The organism is Mycolicibacterium aubagnense, from assembly GCF_010730955.1.
GTDB lineage: Bacteria > Actinomycetota > Actinomycetes > Mycobacteriales > Mycobacteriaceae > Mycobacterium > Mycobacterium aubagnense.
Map to the genome: position 1 here is coordinate 1422511 of NZ_AP022577.1, position 16212 is coordinate 1438722.

Consider the following 16212-nt stretch of genomic DNA (forward strand, 5'->3'; position numbering starts at 1 on the left):
TCAGCTCACCTTCTCCCGCGCGGCCAGAATCTCACCGATGCGTGTGGCGGTGGCGCCGGAATCGCCGGCGGCCAGCGCCCATCCCCGCGCCCGCACGAGATACGCCGGGGCAGCGGCTTCGTCGGACACTCCGAGCCCACCTTGAATGTGGACCGCCATCGTCGCCGCGCGGGGCGCCTCGTCGGCCATGAACACGAACGCGGCAGGCGCCAGTTCCGCTCTCTCGTCCGGCTCGTTGTCGAGGAACCACGCCGCCCGCCGCGCCAGGTTCCGGCCACTTTGCACGACGATCGCCATATTGGCCAGCGGATGCGAAATCGCCTGCAGCGACGCGATCGGAACCCCGAGAGTGAAGCGGGTCTTCGCGAACTCCGCCGCGATGGTCATGGTCGCCTCGACCAGCCCCACCAAAGCCGCGGCGGTCAGCAACCGCCATTCATCCAGCGCCCGTTGATATTCCGCGCGCGCCACCGAACCGCTGGCCACCACCGTCCTGGTGTCGGCGGCGTCGGGATCGATCCAGGCCATCGGCAACCGGCCGATGTTCTCGACCTTCGCCGGCCGGATGCCGTACGTCAGCCACACGATGTCCTCGCCGTCACGCATCAGAATGTGTTCGGCGACCGAACCGCTCGGAATCAGCCTGGCACCAGGCATGTTCGCCTGAGCCGGGTCGAACCCGGCCAGCTGCCTGCCACTGACGATGTCGGCCTCCAGTACGCCGAACCGCTCCAGTAGCCGGGCCGCGCAAACGTGATCGATCCACGGCACCGGCGCCAACACCCGGCCGATCTCCTCGGCCACCAGCGTCAAGTCCACCAGGGTCGCCCCGTCGCCGCCCACCGACTCAGACAGAGCCATGGTCGTTGCGCCCATGCCGCACAGCCGTTCCCACAGGCTCTTGTCGAACCCCGGCCCCTCGGCGGCGCGCACGACCGAGATGGGACAGTGCGCGGTGAAGAACTCTCGATACGCCGCCTGCAGTGCGTGGTGATCCGGCGACAGGCTGTAGTCCAGCTTGCGCAACTCGTAACGGTCCATTGCCTCAGCTCTCCCGGTTTCCGAAGAAGAAATCGTTCGCGTTGCGGTAGAGGTAGTTCTCCAGCACGTCCGGCGGCAGGTCGAGTACCCGCGCTTCGGGCACGACGCGGCTCATCTTGAGCACCGGCCAGTCCGATGCGTAGATCACCTTGTCCCCGCCGCGGGTCCGCATGTAGTGCAGCAGGCTCTCGGGCAACCGCTTCGGTGACCACGCCGACGTCATCAGGCGGAGGTTGGCATACTTGATGAGCAGCCGAATCGCGATGTCCCACCACGGATCCGCACCGTGGATCATGCAGAGCTTCAGTTCGGGGAATCGCACGCAGACGCGGTCCAGGTGGATGGGGTTCTGCACTTCCCCGGGAATCGGTGGGCCGGGGATTCCGGTGTTGATGCACAGCGGCAGCTCCAGCTCCGCGCATTTGGTGTAGAGCGGGTAGTACACCGCGTCACTGGGTGGGTACTGTCCGTCACCCCAGAAGCTCGGCCCGACAACGGCATACGCGACCGGCAGATCAGCCACGGCGGCGGTCAGTTCCCGCAACGACGGCATCGGGCGCAGCAGGTTCACGCCGCCCAGCGCCAGGGCGAACCGATCCGGCTGGGCCAGGGCGAATTTGCGTGCGGTCACCGACGGATTGGCCAGGCTGTCCATCAGGATCGCCTTGGTGACCCCGTGCGCGTCCATCTCGTCGAGCAGTTCCGACAGCTCCACGGGCGCGAACATGGATTCGGGTCCCTTGAAATAGTCGTCCCGCACCTTGACCATCCACGACGGTTGTCGCTCGGTCTCCCCGAAGTGCACGTTCACCAGACAGTCGATCGCTCGTGTCATGTCATCACCCGCCCGTCGGCAACATTTTTGGCCCAGCGGTAGTCGGCCTTGCCATTGCCCAGCCGGCGGACCTGGTCCACGAAGAGGAACTCCTTTGGAACTTTGAACCGCGCGAAGTGCGCCATACATGCGACGCGCAACTGCTCGTGCGTGACCTCGGCATCGTGCTGTGCAGCCACCAGGGCCACGACTTCCTCGCCCCACCGCTCGCTGGGCCTGCCGACAACCAGCGCGTCGGCAACCCCCGGGTGTGCCCGCAGTAGCGCTTCGACCTCTTCGACGAACACCTTCTCGCCTCCGGTGTTGACCACCAACGAGTCCCGGCCGAACAGTTCGAGGGTGCCGTCCGCGGCCAGTCGCCCCCGGTCGCCGGAGATCACCACACGGTGGCCGTCGATCTCCGGGAAGGTGGTGCGGGTGGCCGGTGGATCGTCGAAGTATCCCAGCGGGATACGCCCTCCACGGGCTACCCATCCGATCTCCGCGTCGCCGGGGCGCAGAAAGCGTTGCAGGTCGGCCGACACCACCGAGGCGCCGGCCCGTAACTCGAAGGTGTCCTGCTGGCTGTCGCGCCGGCTGCGACCGAATCCGACGTTCCCGGTCTCCGACGATCCGTACCCGTTGACCATGGTGATCGCCGGAAGCAGCTCCAGCAGAGCCCGTTGGTGTTTCGGATTCGTCGCCGCGCCGCCGCTCGCAACCGCGGACAGCGACGACAGGTCGTAAGGGTGCCGCCGGAGCTCCTCGACCAACGGACCCGCATAAGCGTCACCGACCATCGTCATCAAGCCCACCCGCTCGCGCTCAGCGGTCTGCAGGACGGTGCGGGCGTCGAACGCCGCCCGGTTGTCGTAGAGCACGACCGTCTGGCCGCCGAGCACCGCGGCGAGCGTCGTCCACAGGCCCGCGGCGTGCATCAGCGGAGACACCGCGAACCACGGCGGGCCGCAGTCGCGCACCTTGTCGTGGATCTCCCTGACGGATGAGTGGTCGGCGCCGTTCATCGACACGACGTAGGTGTCGCTCTGTCGCCACATCACGCCCTTGGGGCGCCCGGTGGTGCCACCGGTGCAGATCATCAGTACGTCGTCGGGACGCGGTTCGATGACGGCATCGGTGTCTCCCTGGGCGAGTGCGTCATTCAGCGTGAGTGCACCCGGCAGTTCGGGCGCCGTACTGCCGTCGTCGACCGAGATCAGCAGGTCCGCACCGACAGCGGGCAGTACGTCGGCGAATTCGGCGCCCAGTGACCGGTGATAGATGACCCCGCGCGGCTTCAGGTAGTCGAGCAGCTCACGGACTTCTCGGGGGGTGTACTGGTGGTTGACATTGACGGGGACGACTCGCGCCTTCAGCGCACCGATCAACACGTCGGGGTACAGATCGTTGTGCATGATCAGCGCGACCCGATCCTGGCCGCACTCCCACCGCTGCAGGCTCTCACGTTCTCGCTGGGCGCCAAACCCTCTGCCTGCCAAGAAGTTCGCCAGTCGTCGCGTGCGTTCCGATACCTCCGCGTAGGTACTCCGGCGAGCACCGCAGACCGTCATGACGCGGTCGGGCACCGCGTCCGCAATGGCGTCGAGGACGGCGCCGAGAGTCCATTCGCTCACGGGTATGACGGCTGGGCCGTCCCCTCCACACTGACCGCTCCCACCGAGACACCCAGGAGGTCCAAGGCGTTGTCGCGCATGACTTTCCGGGTGTCCTCGGCGCTGAACTCGGGAAACTGCGGAATGTCGGCGGTGAACGACATCGGGTCGGCGAGTCCTTCACCGTGCGGCCAGTCGGAGCCGAACAAGATCCTCTCCACGCCAACGGTTTCGGCGAGCAACAACACATCGTCCTCGTAGTACGGGGCGATCCAGACGTTGTTGCGCAACTGCTCGACCGGATCCTCCTTGAAGTGGTAGGGCGCGTTGTTGGCGGCCTTCTTCAGCCGCTTGATCAAGCGGTACACGAAGTACGAGCCGTTCTCGATGCTGGCCACCTTCAGCGCCGGGTGCCGGGTGAAAACCTGGTGGACGATCATCGACGCCATCGTGTCGTGGATGGCCCGGTCGTCGAGCAGAATCTGGTCCAGCGGGTCCTTCTTGCCGAACCCCTCGAATGTCGCCTTGCCGCCCCAAAGTGCGGCGATGGCAAGGTAACCGCTGTCGCTCAGGTGGAAGCCGACGGGCACGCCGGCTTCGGCCAGCCGCGCCCATACCGGGTCGTGCAGTGGGTCGCCGAGGGACCGTGGCTTGGCCACACCGGGCACTGGCGCGGGCCGGACCAACACGAGTTTGGCGCCGCGACCTAGGACGAACTCGACCTCGTCGACCGCCGCGTGCGGGTCGGCGAGCGAGATGATCGGCGCCGAGATGATCCGGCCGTCGGGGCGGTGGAAGCCCCAATCCTCGTCCAACCACAGGTTGAAGGCGTGCACCGTCGCGATGGTCGCCTCGATGTCGCCCTTGAGCGCCTCTTCGACCCCGCAGGCGAAAGTGGGCAGCATGAAAGCGGTTTCGAGGTTCTGCTTGTCCAAGACCTTTACCCGGGCATCGCGATTCTGGTACTCCGGATGGTTCGCCATCCGGTCCACCTTCATCAGCGACGCCGGATCGACACCGTCGGGAATCTCGCCACGGAACAACAGATCCAGGCACCCCGGTTCGATGATCGGGTCGAAGGTGGGATTCGGGATGAAGTGGTTGATCTTTTCCCCCATCACAGCCCAGGTGCGCTTACCGTCCTGGACCATCTGGACGCCGCGTCGCTTGAACTCCTTGGGCAGATACCGGGTACAGGAGTCGACGGGTTCGTAGTAGTGGTTGTCGACGTCAATTGCCCTGTAGTCCAGAGTCGGATGCGCGATCCGCTCCGCTGTTCGCTCCAGCGTCATCAGCACTGCCCCTTCAACGGCGGAAACTCGGGTGGGCGCTTCTCAAAGAAGCTGGTAATGCCTTCGATAACATCCGGGCGCTGCAACGATTCGTGCATGAGTGTCTCCGAGCGGGCACTCGCGCCGGCGGCGTCGCGCATGATGTCGGAGTAGACCTGCTCTTTGATCACCGCGAGCGAGCTCGGTGAGCAATGCGCGGCCATGTCCTCGGCGTACGCGATGGCGTGGGGCAGCAGCTCATCGTCAGCGACAACCGCTTTCACGAACCCGAGCAGGGCCGCCTCTTCGGCGTCCACCTTCCGGCCACTCAGCAGCAGGTCCAGCGCGGCACTGACACCGATCAGGCGCGGCAGGATCCAGGAGATTCCGTACTCGGCGATCAGGCCTCGTCGTGCGAACGCGGTGGTGAATTTGGCGCTCCGGGCGGCGAATCGGACGTCGCACATCAATGCTTGGGTCATCCCGATGCCGGCACAGGCACCGTTGATGGCGGCGATGACGGGCTTGCGCAACGTCGTGACGAAAAGCGGGTGGCGCTCGCCCACCAGCTTGTCGACGTCCGTGTCGCCATCGATGACGGCGCCGCTGATCGACGTCAGATCGCCCATGTCCGCGCCGGCGCAGAACGCCCGCCCACTGCCGGTCAGCACGATCACTCGGACCGCCGGGTCGGCCTCGGCCGCGTCGAGGGCGGCGTAGAAGGCGGCGGCGAGACCGTCACCCCAGGCATTCATCCGCTCGGGCCGATTCAAGGTCACGACCGCAACGCCGGATTCCCGCACCTCGTAGAGCACCACGGCATTCGGGACGTCGGCCGTCACACGGTCAGGAACCGTCACCGGATGGGCCTCCTCGACGTCGCCTCTCGGACGTTTGTATGGCCATACTGTACACCTATCAGTATCTCCGCGACACTACTCAGGTGAAGTCGCTGCCACCGTCGACGTTGACGTTGGCGCCGGTCATGTACGAATTGCGACGAGATACCAAAAATGCAGCGACAGGGCCTATTTCGTCAGGTAGCCCGGCGCGCGGCAGATGCGCGGGGTGCCCGAAGTGCTCGCCGACGGCAGCCATGAGCGCATAGGGGTCGGCGCCGTCGACGCCGACCGATTCAGCCCAGCCGACGAGCGCCTCGGAGGCGATGCTTCCGGGCGAGACGACATTGACAAGGATTTCGTCCGGCGCCAGCAGCAGCGAAAGATTCTTCGAGATGCTGGTCACCATCGCCTTCGCCGCCGTGTAGGCGGGCAGGATGACGCTCTGCCGCTGAGTCGAATGCGCCGAGAAGTTGACGATACGGGCCCACGATGCCTTGCGCAGCAACGGAAGTGCCGCGCGGACACACCGCACCATGCCCATGGCGCCGTCGTCGACGGCGGTGCGCCATTGATCGTCGCTGAGGTCTTCGAAGTTTCCCACCACCGTCGGCCCGGCGGCGTTGACGAGCATATTCAGCGCACCGCCCCACAGCGCAGCCACCTGTGCGAAGAGGTCGTCGACCTGGGCGGCATCGCACACATCGGCCACCAACCCGACCGCGTCCGGACTGCCCCGACGGGCGAGGTCCGCCGCAGCCGCGTCCAGCACCTCGCGGGTACGGCCGACGACCGCGATGCGTGCACCGTCGTCGGCCAAGCACCGGGCGGTCGCCAGCCCCATGCCCCGACCGCCGCCGACGATCACCGCAGCGGCGCCGCGAACACCTAGTTCCATGAGGCGTTACGTACCGGTCCACTTCGGGGCGCGTTTCTCGGCGAACGCGATGGACCCCTCCTTGGCATCATTGGACGTGAACACCGGAATGATGAGTTCGAGCTGCTTGGACCACATTTCGTCGTCGGACCAGTTGGTGCCCTTCACCAGAATCTCCTTGGTCGCCGCGACGGCCAGCGGCCCGTTGGCAGTGATCCGTTGCGCGAGCTTGATGGCCTCGGCCAGCGCGTCGCCCGGCTCGGCCAACACGTTGACGAAACCCCACAGCTCTCCCTGTTCTGCGGTGAAGCTGTCGCCGGTGAGGGCCAACTCGAGCGCCTTCTGGAACGGGATACGCCGCGGCAGCCGCAACAACCCGCCGCCGGCCGCGATCAGACCGCGCTTCACCTCGGGGATGCCGAACTTCGCGGTGCGCGAAGCGACGACAAGGTCAGTGGCCAGCACAACCTCGGTCCCGCCCGCCAGCGCGTAGCCCTCGACAGCTGCGATCAACGGCTTGCGCGGTGGCCGTTCGGTGAAGCCGATGCCGCGCCCAGGGATGTCGACGCGCTCGCCCGCCGCAAAGGCCTTCAAATCCATTCCGGCGCAGAAGTTTCCACCCGCGCCGGTGATCACGGCCACCGACAGGCTTGCGTCGGAGTCGAGTTCGTCGACCGCGTCGGCAAGCCCCTGACTCACCGCGTGATTCACCGCGTTACGCGAATCCGGTCGATTGATCGTGATGACGAGAATGCGACCCTGCCGCTCGACGAGAACTTCGCCTGCCACCGCTTGCCCTCCATAGTCCACAGAAACACTTACTATATGTCTTACAGTAGACAGACGTGCCAGTCGAGAGGGCAGCACACGGTAGATTCAACAGTTGCGCAGCATCGATCGTGATGGAGGTGCCCACAGTGGCAAAGGTGGCAACCGCTGAAAAGCGCCAGCGGCGTGAGCGAGGTTCGATCAACCCCGATGACATCATCAATGGCGCATTTGAACTCGCAGAACAGGTTTCGATCGACAATCTCAGCATGCCGCTGCTGGGCAAACACCTCGGTGTCGGCGTCACGAGCATCTATTGGTACTTCCGCAAGAAGGACGACCTGCTCAATGCGATGACGGACCGCGCCCTGCGTGAGTACGTGTTCGCCACGCCGTACGTCGAAGCCAAAGATTGGCGCTCGACGCTGCGCAATCATGCCCGCACCATGCGTGAGACGTTCGTGGGCAACCCGATCCTGTGCGACCTGATTCTCATCCGCTCGGCACTGAGCCCGCGGGCCGCACGCTTGGGCGTGCAGGCGGTGGAGAAGGCGATCGCGAGCTTGGTGGAGGCCGGACTGTCGCCGGAGCACGCTTTCGACATCTACTCGGCGGTGTCGGTTCACGTCCGCGGATCAGCTGTGCTGCAACGCCTTCGCGACAAGAAGCAGGCCGACGGCGAAGGGGCGGGCGACATCCAGGACGCCATGACCATCGATGCCGAGACCACCCCGCTGCTCGCCCGGGCCGTTCAGCAGGGCCACCACCTCGGCACCGCGGACGAGAACAATTTCGACTTCGGCCTCGAGTGCATCCTCGACCAGGCCGAACGCCTGATCGAGGCCGACAAGAAGCCGGCGCCCCGCACCCGCAAGGCGCCGCGCTCCTAGTTCGGGTCAGACCTCGATGACGACTGCGCCACCCTGGCCACCGCCGGCGCACATCGCGGCAACCCCGATGCCGCCGCCGCGGCGCTGTAGTTCATAGATCAGTGTCGTCACCATCCGCGCGCCCGACGCCGCGATGGGATGCCCCAGGCTGCAACCACTTCCGGAGAAGTTGACCTTCTCCTCGTCGAGGCCGAATTCCTTGCACGCAGCGATCGGTACCGCGGCGAACGCCTCGTTGACCTCCCACAGCGCGACATCAGACGGTTGCAATCCCGCTCGCTGCAACACCTTTCCGATGACCCGCACCGCACCCAGGCCGGTATCCCGCGGCGCGACACCCGCGGCCGCCCACGCGCGCACGGTGGCCATCTTCGTCAGTTTCTCCGCCTCGGCATACGCGGCATCGACGATCGCGACCGCGGCGGCCGCGTCGTTGGTACCACTGCTGTTGCCGGCGGTGATCGAGAAGCCCTCGATCTCCGGGTGCAGCGGCTTCAAGGCCGCGAGCTTTTCAGCGGTGGTGTCGCGCCGCGGATGCTCATCGACACTGAAGTCGATCACCGAGCCATCGGGTAGTTGCACCTTGAGAGGCACGATCTCGTCGAGGAACTTGCCGGCATCCATCGCGGCAATGGCCCGCTGATGTGACCGCGCGGCCCAGGCGTCCATCTCTTCGCGGGTGATACCCATGGCCTGCGCGGTGTTCCAGCCGACGGTGATCGACATGTCCTTGGCCGGCGCGTCCGCGGTCTCGACGTGAGTCGGCGGCATCCACCGCTCCTCGAATTTCAGCTCCGGCCCCGGGATGCGCCAGTTCACCAGCGGCGTCATCGACAGCGACTGCACGCCACCGGCGATCAGCACCCGCTCCATGCCCGAGCCGATCTGAGCCGAGGCGTTACCGATCGCGGTGAGGCTACCCGCGCAGTGCCGGTTCACGGACTGACCGGGAACCTGTTGCATGCCGGTCGCATCGGCCGCGTACCGGGCGAGATCGCCACCACCGTAATGGGATTCAGCGAAGATGAGATCGTCGATCGCGTTCGGGTCGACGCCGGCGCGCCGCACCACCTCTGGAAGCACCGTGGTGATCAGTGTCTCCGGCGGGGTGTTGACCAGAGTCCCCTTGAAGGACCGGCCGATCGCCGTCCGGACGGCACCGACGATGACGGGTGTGGGCATGCTCGACCTCGGCTTCTCGGGTTGTAACAGTTACTGTTGCCTTCACAGTATACGAGACCGGTCAGCGCGGCTCATCGACATGGAAGTGTTCGTCGCGCAGCCGGAAGGCCTCCTTGGCGCCGTGTTCGGCACGCGTCTTGACGAAGTTGAACTCACCCGGCGCGAACTGCAGATTCGTCCCGTATGCGTGGAACAGGTAGCTCGCGACTTCCTCACCCTGATAGGCCTGGCTCTGTTCGACGAGCCGGAACGCCTCCTTGGCGATGACCACACCGTCAGCAGGCATTTTCGCGGCCTTGGCAGCCCAGTACCGCGCTCGTGCGGTAACCGCCTCCGGCGCACAGGTTTCGGTGAAGACACCGAGATGTTCGACCGCGCCGGCTTCCACGACGTCTCCGGTCAGCAGAAGTCTGCGCGCCAACACCGGCCCGAGGCGATGGAAGAACATGTGCAGGCTGCCCAGCGCCGGCCCCAGGAATCGGGTCGCCGGCATCCCGATCCTGGTATCGCGGGCGATGACGGAGATGTCGGCCATCAACGCCATCTCGAAGCCGCCGCCGAGGGCATATCCGCTGATCTCACCGACGGTAACCTTCGGGAAGCCCATCAGGTTGTGATAGAAGCCGAATGACTTGCGGTCCACCGTGAGTCGCCGACGCTGGCTCGGCCGGCTCCCGGCTTTCCGCTCTCCCGGGCCGTACCAACCGTAGGCGTTGTTCATGTCCGCCCCGGTGCTGAACACTCCCCCATTGCCGCGCAGCAGGACCACGGTGATGTCGTCGTCTTCGGCGACCTGATCGAGATAGCGGGCCAGCTGATCACGCATGGTGGCGTCGTAGGAGTTGCGCTTGGCCGGGTCGTTGAGCGTGATGGTCGCGATGCGGTGGTCGTCGTCGACCGAATAGAGAACGCGATCGTCAGTCATCATTCCTCGAATGCCCCGCGCGCTTGCCGAAGTGGAAACCACTGAGCCCCGCCGGCCGCGAGGCCGCAGTGCTGAACTCACCGATACAGAGCACCTCGTCACCGCGCAGCAGTCGCGCCGTCGAGATGACCGAGCCGTCGGATTCCACGCGCACGATGTCGAAGTGCAGTTCCGTGAGGATCGGGGTCGGCCGGCGGAAAGTGAGTGTCAGCGCCCGGGTCTTGCCGGTCCGTTCCACGGCACAGCTCTGATGTTGCGTGACGCAGTCGAAGAAGACAGCCAGGAACCCACCGTTGACCAGGCCCGGCGGGCCCTCGTACACCAGCGGGAACGTCACGCGCCCGCTCGCCGTTTCGTCATCAAGGTGGTCGAAGGCGTATTCGGGGAAGCACGGGTTGTACGCGCCGATGTCGAAGGCGTGGTCCAGGTAGATGCGCTGAGCATCCCCGGCGTCCGCACCGATGCGCGGCGTCGAGTCCGGCGGGCCTGCCGCGGCCAGCACACCCTCCCACTCGGCGAACCGGGCGAGCATGTCGTCCACCACCGGATGGTCCTGCTCGAGTGCCAGCAGCAGCCCGGCCAGGCGCCGCATCGCCCCGGCCGCCGCGACCGTCTGCGCCAGCGGACGTTCGCCGTACTGGACCGTCGACATATGCCTCTTTCCTGCTTGCCGAATGCAATCGTAGTACATACTGTTGGCATCACAGTACGGTATGAGAGAGGACCCTGACAGTGGGCGACGACGGTTCGATCACCGTGCTTCGCACCGGTTCCGTCCTGCGCCTCCTGCTCGACCGGCCGTCACATCGAAACGCGTTGAGCCACTCGATGATCGACCGGTTGGTCGGCGAGCTCACCGCAGCCGCGAGCGACGATTCCCTGCGCGCCGTGCACATCGGCGCAGTCGGTACAGATTTCTGCAGTGGCGCAGACTGGATCGCCACGAACGATCCGGCGACGCGCCCGCGGACGGGTCACCTACTCCGGCGCATCCCGCACACCGCCCATCGCCTCGTCGAACTCGTTGCGACGATTCACCTTCCGGTGGTGTGCAGCGTCCGCGGTTGGGCAGTTGGTCTCGGCTGCAACCTGGCGCTGGCGGCCGACTTCACCGTGGCCGCAAACGATGCCACGTTCTGGGAACCCTTCGCCGCGCGCGGCTTCACCCCGGACTCCGGCGCCACCTGGTTGTTACCGCGGCTGATCGGCCTGGTCCGCGCCAAGGAGATGCTGCTCCTCGGCGAGAAGGTCAGCGCGATCGAGGCGGCGAACTGGGGCATGATCCACCGCGCCGTCGCCCCTGCCGACCTCGATGACACCGCCGCCGCCCTCGCGGAGCGGTTGGCCTCGGGCCCGACCGTGGCCATCGGCCTGGCCAAGCAGGCCATCCATCACGCCCAGTACGCGACCTTGTCCCAAGCGCTGAACCAGGAGCTGTACAACGTGGAATTATCCTGTCGTACAGCCGATTTCAAGGAGGGAATGGCCGCTTTCCGCGACCATCGCCCGCCACAGTTCGGCGGGCGGTGACGATGTTCGACACCATCAAGTACGAGGTCGAGGGCCACAAAGCCATCATCACGCTGAACCGGCCCGACGCCCTCAACGCGCTGAGCCCACACATGGTCACCGAGCTGCGCACGGCCTACGACCAGGCCGAGAACGACGACGCCGTGTGGCTGCTCATCATCACCGGCACCGGTCGCGGGTTCTGCACCGGCGCGGACGTGAAGGAGATTCCGGGCGACGGCAAGGTCGTCGACGAACGCCCCTACCTGTCCACCTATGACCAATGGGAGGCACCGCAGGAAGGCACTCCGCCATTCCGGCGGATGGCGAAGCCGGTGCTGGCAGCCATCAACGGCATCTGCTGCGGTGCAGGCCTCGACTGGGTCACCACCGCGGACATCGTGATTGCCTCCGAACGGGCCACCTTCTTCGATCCACACGTCAGCATCGGCCTGGTCGCCGGCCGCGAAGTCGTCCGACTGGCACGCGTGTTGCCACGATCGGTTGCCATGCGAATGGCGTTGATGGGCAAGCACGAGCGGCTGAGTGCGATACGCGCGTTCGAGCTCGGGATGATCAGCGAGGTGGTCGAACACGACCGCCTGCTCGAGCGGGCCCAGGAGATCGCCGACACCATCAACTCCAATGCGCCGCTGGCTGTTCGGGGTACCCGGCTGGCGGTCCTCAAAGGCCTGGACCTACCACTACACGAAGCCGAGATGCTCGCCGAGTCCTTCCGGGAACGCAACCTGCACACCGCCGACTCCCTGGAGGGGCCGAGGGCGTTCGTCGAGAAGCGCGCACCGAACTGGCAGTGCCGATGACGTTCGAGACCATCACTCTCGACGTGGACACCGCCGACCACGTCGCCACCATCACGCTGAACCGGCCCGAGGCGCTCAACGCGTTCAACCGCACCATGTGCGAGGAGATGGTGCGAGCATGGCAGGCCGTCAAAGGTGACGACACCGTCCACGCCGTGGTGCTGCGCGCCGCGGGTGACCGGGCGTTCAGCGCCGGACTCGACGTGAAAACGCCCTACGGCCAACCGGATAACGTGTGGAACCACGAAGACCCCGGCGAGGCGCTCAGCCCCAAGTGGCAGAAGATGTGGAAGCCCGTGGTCTGCGCCGTCAATGGCATCTGCACCGCCGGCGCGTTCTACTTCGTCAACGAATCCGACGTCGTCATCTGTTCGGAGGATGCGACCTTCTTCGACTCGCATGTCAGCGCCGGACTGGTCTCAGCGCTGGAGCCGATCGGGCTGATGCGACGGATCGGGCTCGCCGAAACCCTGCGAATCGTATTGATGGGCAACGACGAACGCGTCGGGGCGGCCACCGCCCTGCGCATCGGGTTGGTATCCGAGGTGGTGCCCGCCGATCAGTTATGGGATCGTGCACACGCCGTCGCCGCCGGCATCGCTGCCAAACCGCCCTCGGCCACCCAGGGCACCGTCAAGGCCATCTGGGAGTCGCTGGACAAGCCCTACCGCGCGGCCATGGAACAGAACCTGATCTACACCCGCCTAGGAAATCCCTTGGGCACGGCCGAACTCGGCACCGAACCGGCCAAGAGAAACGCGCCGAGGATCCGGTGACGCACCCGCTGAGCACGCGCATCACCGAGGTGCTGCAGCTGGACCCAGCGGCGAATGCCATTGAATACCAAAGGCAGTGGTATTCGTGGCGCCAACTGGCTGATACCGCCGAGACGGTCGCCGGCATCTCCCCCGGCGGCCAGATCGGGATGCTGCTGCGTAACCGGCCCGATCACGTCGGGGCACTGCTCGGTGTCTTGATGTCAGGTGGCACCGTCGTCACCATCAACCCGGCGCGCGGCGACGAGCGGATCCGTGCCGACCTCGCGGCGCTCGACCTGTCGACCGTCATCGGCGATCCCGGCGACCTGGACGCCCAGCCCGCAGCATCCTTGGGAGGTTTGCGGGTCTGGGCGGGCAATGGCACCGCCGAAACTCTTCCATCGGTTGCGGTACGCATGCTGACCAGCGGAACGACGGGGCCGCCCAAGCGAATCGACCTCACTTACGACATGCTGAGCCGCAGCCTGATGGGTCCGGCACCGACAGCACTGCGGCGCGGCGTGGCAATCGTCAACGCGCCCATGGTTCACATCGGCGGGGTGTTCCGGGTGCTGCAGTGCATCACGTCGGGACGGTCGTTCGCTCTGCTGGACCGGTTCGACCTCGACCGATGGGCCGATGCGGTCCGCCGGCACCGTCCCGCGGCGGTATCGCTGGTCCCGGCAGCGCTGCGCGCGGTCTTGCATTCGGACCTGGGTGCCGACGACCTGGCGAGTATCCGCGCGGTGACGTCGGGTACCGCCCCGCTGTCCCCCGACGATGCCGACGCCTTCACGGCCAAGTTCGGCATTCCCGTCCTGACTTCCTATGCGGCAACGGAATTCGGCGGCGGCGTCGCAGGCTGGACCATCGATGACTATCACCGGTTCTGGAAAGCGAAGCGCGGCAGCGTCGGCCGAGCGACACTCGGCGCCTTGCTCCGCGTCGTCGACGATCGCGGCAACCCGCTGACTCCAGGCGAACCAGGTCTACTGGAGGTCAAGCCGGGCCAACTCGGGCCGTCCACGGACTGGATGCGCACCACCGACCTGGCCCGAATCGACGCCGACGGATTCGTGTGGATTCTGGGGCGCGCGGATCAAGCCATCATCCGTGGCGGGTTCAAGGTGCTACCAGACGACGTCCGCGCCGCGATTGAGGGTCACCCGGCGGTGGCGGGCGCCGCGGTGGTGGGCTCCCCCGACGAACGATTGGGCGAGACGCCCGTCGCCATGGTGGAACTGCGAGCACCCGCTGAGGTCGACGACATCGTCGACTACCTCCGAACCCGGTTGGCACGGTACGAGATTCCCAGCGCGATCACGATCGTCCAGCAGATTCCCCGCACGCCCTCCGGCAAGGCGGATCTGAGTGAGGTCCACCGATTCTTCGCCGAGCAACATGCCGAATAATCCGGGCACCATCGACCACCTGGTGCGGACGTGCAGCGCGGCACATCCCGACAAGCCGGCGGTGATCGACACCACCCGCTCGATGAGCTACGGCGAGCTCGATACATCTAGCCGCAGCCTGGCCGCGACGTTCGTGCAGGCCGGGATCGGCATGGGTACCCGCGTCGGCCTGATCATGCCGAACACCGTCGGCTGGGTGCGGATCGCCGTTGCGGTGACTCGGATCGGCGCAGTGCTGGTTCCACTGAGCACCCTGCTGCGTGGGCCGGAATTGGTCGGTCAACTACGGGTTGCGTCGGTGCAACACCTGATCACCGTCGACGAGTTCCGGGGACACCGCTATCTGGATGAACTCCGAGCCGAGCACGCGGCGCTGCCCCAACTGCGCCGTGTCTGGGCGGCCACCGAGCTGGTCGCTGGATCGGCGACTGATCGTGTCGACGCGATGGCCGAAACCGTCACGCCCGCAGACACGCTCGCCATCATGTTCACCTCCGGCAGCAGCGGTCCGCCCAAGGGTGTCATCCACTCTCACGGCAATGCGCTCGGCGCCGTGCGAGCGGGGTTGGCGGCGCGGTGCATCGACACCGACACGCGGCTGTACCTGCCGATGCCATTCTTCTGGGTGGGCGGATTCGGCAGCGGCATCCTATCGGCACTCGTGGCCGGCGCGACGCTGGTCACCGAGGAGGTTCCCCGGCCCGACACCACCTTGCCGTTGCTGCAGCGCGAGCGCGTGACGCTGTTCCGCGGCTGGCCGGACCAAGCCGAAGCGATTGCCCGCCATGCGGATTCGGTCGGGGCCTCGCTACCCACGCTCCTGCCGGGCAGCCTGCCCGCGCTCCTGCCGGAAGCGCAGCGCGCCGCACCTGAAGCGCGCGCACGCCTGTTCGGGATGACGGAGTCGTTCGGCCCGTACTGCGGCTATCCGGCCGACACCGACCTGCCGCCCGGGAAATGGGGCAGCTGCGGTAAACCGTTCTCCGGCACGGAGGTACGGATCGCTGATCCGGAGACCGGTACACCCGTGCAGGTCGGCGAGGTCGGCATGATCCAGATTCGCGGACCGCATCTCATGCGCGGAATCTGCGGGCGCACAAGCGAAGAGCTGTTCACGGCCGACGGCTACTACCCCACCGGCGACCTCGCACATGTCGACGAGGACGGCTTCGTGTTCTATCACGGCCGGTCCGACGACATGTTCAAGGTCAATGGCGCGACCGTCTACCCGAGCGAGGTCGAACAGGCGTTGCGCGCCATCGACGGTGTCGACGCCGCAGCGGTGACGGACGTCGCCGGCGCGGTCGGAGCAGCCGTCGTCAGTCGCACCATGACCGTGGGCGAGGTGCACGCGGCGGCGCGAAAACGATTGAGCTCCTTCAAAGTACCGACGGTGTGGCTGCTGCTGACCTCCGACGACGAACTACCTCGCGGATCCACCGGGAAGGTGAATGCGTCCGGCCTGCGGGAGTTGTTGACGCAATCCTGA

General features: G+C 66.1%; 16 protein-coding genes. 6 read left to right on the top strand and 10 right to left on the bottom strand.

All coding sequences use genetic code 11. The features are described 5' to 3' along the window. The 7 genes from G6N59_RS07015 to G6N59_RS07045 all read right to left on the bottom strand — a co-directional run bounded on the left by G6N59_RS07015 (window position 1) and on the right by G6N59_RS07045 (window position 7244). On the bottom strand, window positions 1–1041 hold the full coding sequence (locus tag G6N59_RS07015; RefSeq protein ID WP_138231463.1) for an acyl-CoA dehydrogenase family protein: 1041 nt from the start codon (window positions 1039–1041) through the stop codon (window positions 1–3). Between the two features lie 4 nt (window positions 1042–1045). Then, on the bottom strand, window positions 1046–1876 hold the full coding sequence (locus tag G6N59_RS07020) for an amidohydrolase family protein (protein WP_138231464.1): 831 nt from the start codon (window positions 1874–1876) through the stop codon (window positions 1046–1048). Continuing rightward, entirely contained in the window at window positions 1873–3489 is a 1617-nt protein-coding gene (locus G6N59_RS07025; protein ID WP_138231465.1) for an acyl-CoA synthetase, read from the bottom strand. The genes G6N59_RS07020 and G6N59_RS07025 overlap by 4 nt, the downstream gene beginning before the upstream one ends. Beyond that, entirely contained in the window at window positions 3486–4760 is a 1275-nt protein-coding gene (locus tag G6N59_RS07030; protein ID WP_138231466.1) for an amidohydrolase family protein, read from the bottom strand. The genes G6N59_RS07025 and G6N59_RS07030 overlap by 4 nt, the downstream gene beginning before the upstream one ends. Further along, window positions 4760–5599: an enoyl-CoA hydratase gene (locus G6N59_RS07035; protein ID WP_234884315.1), complete on the bottom strand. Its 840-nt coding sequence runs from the start codon at window positions 5597–5599 to the stop codon at window positions 4760–4762. The genes G6N59_RS07030 and G6N59_RS07035 overlap by 1 nt, the downstream gene beginning before the upstream one ends. A gap of 79 nt (window positions 5600–5678) precedes the next feature. Further along, a complete protein-coding gene (locus G6N59_RS07040) occupies window positions 5679–6476 on the bottom strand; it encodes an SDR family NAD(P)-dependent oxidoreductase (RefSeq protein WP_138231467.1) in 798 nt (265 codons plus the stop codon). Window positions 6477–6482: 6 nt separating this feature from the next. After that, a complete protein-coding gene (locus G6N59_RS07045; protein WP_138231468.1) occupies window positions 6483–7244 on the bottom strand; it encodes a crotonase/enoyl-CoA hydratase family protein in 762 nt (253 codons plus the stop codon). 128 nt (window positions 7245–7372) lie between these two features. Here G6N59_RS07045 and G6N59_RS07050 point away from each other — a divergent pair, with 128 nt between their 5' ends. Further along, window positions 7373–8113: a TetR/AcrR family transcriptional regulator C-terminal domain-containing protein gene (locus G6N59_RS07050; RefSeq protein WP_138231469.1), complete on the top strand. Its 741-nt coding sequence runs from the start codon at window positions 7373–7375 to the stop codon at window positions 8111–8113. A 6-nt stretch (window positions 8114–8119) separates the two neighbouring features. On the opposite strand, the gene G6N59_RS07055 is transcribed toward G6N59_RS07050, so the two are convergent. The 3 genes from G6N59_RS07055 to G6N59_RS07065 form a co-directional block, all read right to left on the bottom strand. Further along, window positions 8120–9295, bottom strand: a complete 1176-nt coding sequence (locus tag G6N59_RS07055) for a thiolase family protein (RefSeq protein ID WP_138231470.1) — start codon at window positions 9293–9295, stop codon at window positions 8120–8122. A gap of 61 nt (window positions 9296–9356) precedes the next feature. Continuing rightward, window positions 9357–10220, bottom strand: coding sequence for an enoyl-CoA hydratase/isomerase family protein (locus G6N59_RS07060; RefSeq protein WP_138231471.1), 864 nt, complete (start codon window positions 10218–10220; stop codon window positions 9357–9359). Then, a complete protein-coding gene (locus tag G6N59_RS07065; protein ID WP_138231472.1) occupies window positions 10213–10872 on the bottom strand; it encodes a hotdog family protein in 660 nt (219 codons plus the stop codon). Before G6N59_RS07065 ends, G6N59_RS07060 begins: the two co-directional genes overlap by 8 nt. Window positions 10873–10952: 80 nt before the next feature. Between G6N59_RS07065 and G6N59_RS07070 the strand changes: the two genes are divergently transcribed. The 5 genes from G6N59_RS07070 to G6N59_RS07090 are packed head-to-tail and all read left to right on the top strand — an operon-like array spanning window position 10953 to window position 16212. Continuing rightward, complete coding sequence (locus G6N59_RS07070; RefSeq protein ID WP_138231473.1) at window positions 10953–11750, top strand: enoyl-CoA hydratase/isomerase family protein; 798 nt, start codon at window positions 10953–10955, stop codon at window positions 11748–11750. A 2-nt stretch (window positions 11751–11752) separates the two neighbouring features. Continuing rightward, on the top strand, window positions 11753–12553 hold the full coding sequence (locus tag G6N59_RS07075; RefSeq protein ID WP_138231638.1) for an enoyl-CoA hydratase/isomerase family protein: 801 nt from the start codon (window positions 11753–11755) through the stop codon (window positions 12551–12553). Continuing rightward, the gene (locus tag G6N59_RS07080; RefSeq protein ID WP_138231474.1) at window positions 12550–13329 is read left to right on the top strand and encodes an enoyl-CoA hydratase/isomerase family protein; all 780 of its coding nucleotides are present in this window, start codon (window positions 12550–12552) and stop codon (window positions 13327–13329) included. The genes G6N59_RS07075 and G6N59_RS07080 overlap by 4 nt, the downstream gene beginning before the upstream one ends. Further along, a complete protein-coding gene (locus tag G6N59_RS07085) occupies window positions 13326–14723 on the top strand; it encodes a class I adenylate-forming enzyme family protein (protein ID WP_138231475.1) in 1398 nt (465 codons plus the stop codon). The genes G6N59_RS07080 and G6N59_RS07085 overlap by 4 nt, the downstream gene beginning before the upstream one ends. Then, complete coding sequence (locus G6N59_RS07090) at window positions 14713–16212, top strand: class I adenylate-forming enzyme family protein (RefSeq protein ID WP_138231639.1); 1500 nt, start codon at window positions 14713–14715, stop codon at window positions 16210–16212. Before G6N59_RS07085 ends, G6N59_RS07090 begins: the two co-directional genes overlap by 11 nt.

Coding starts and splice junctions, on each gene's coding strand:
- G6N59_RS07015 (WP_138231463.1), bottom strand. CDS start 1,041: ATGGACCGTTACGAGTTGCGCAAGCTGGACTACAGCCTGTCGCCGGAT.
- G6N59_RS07020 (WP_138231464.1), bottom strand. CDS start 1,876: ATGACACGAGCGATCGACTGTCTGGTGAACGTGCACTTCGGGGAGACC.
- G6N59_RS07030 (WP_138231466.1), bottom strand. CDS start 4,760: ATGACGCTGGAGCGAACAGCGGAGCGGATCGCGCATCCGACTCTGGAC.
- G6N59_RS07040 (WP_138231467.1), bottom strand. CDS start 6,476: ATGGAACTAGGTGTTCGCGGCGCCGCTGCGGTGATCGTCGGCGGCGGT.
- G6N59_RS07055 (WP_138231470.1), bottom strand. CDS start 9,295: ATGCCCACACCCGTCATCGTCGGTGCCGTCCGGACGGCGATCGGCCGG.
- G6N59_RS07060 (WP_138231471.1), bottom strand. CDS start 10,220: ATGACTGACGATCGCGTTCTCTATTCGGTCGACGACGACCACCGCATC.
- G6N59_RS07065 (WP_138231472.1), bottom strand. CDS start 10,872: ATGTCGACGGTCCAGTACGGCGAACGTCCGCTGGCGCAGACGGTCGCG.
- G6N59_RS07075 (WP_138231638.1), top strand. CDS start 11,753: ATGTTCGACACCATCAAGTACGAGGTCGAGGGCCACAAAGCCATCATC.
- G6N59_RS07080 (WP_138231474.1), top strand. CDS start 12,550: ATGACGTTCGAGACCATCACTCTCGACGTGGACACCGCCGACCACGTC.
- G6N59_RS07090 (WP_138231639.1), top strand. CDS start 14,713: ATGCCGAATAATCCGGGCACCATCGACCACCTGGTGCGGACGTGCAGC.